Annotated in this window: 1 protein-coding gene; it reads right to left on the reverse strand. The window is 61.9% G+C overall.

Annotation, left to right across the window (positions count from 1 at the left end):
* Positions 1-252 (reverse strand): glycoside hydrolase family 2 TIM barrel-domain containing protein (locus tag AC0IW9_RS31400; RefSeq protein ID WP_471652203.1); only part of this gene is annotated, 252 nt, incomplete at both ends.

Consider the following 252-nt stretch of genomic DNA (forward strand, 5'->3'; position numbering starts at 1 on the left):
CGTAGAGGCCGTATTCGTCGGCGAGGTCGTACCAGCGCGGGTCGTTCGGATAATGCGACGTCCGCACCGCGTTGATGTTGTTGCGCTTCATCAACTCGATCTCGCGGCGCATCGACGCTTCGGAGATGACGTGGAACGTCTCCGGATCATGCTCATGCCGATTGACGCCGCGGATCATGATCTGGCGACCGTTGACCACCACCCGGGCGTTCTTGATCTCGACCGTACGGAACCCGATCCGCTGCGGCGTGG

Source organism: Belnapia sp. AC561, assembly GCF_979252845.1.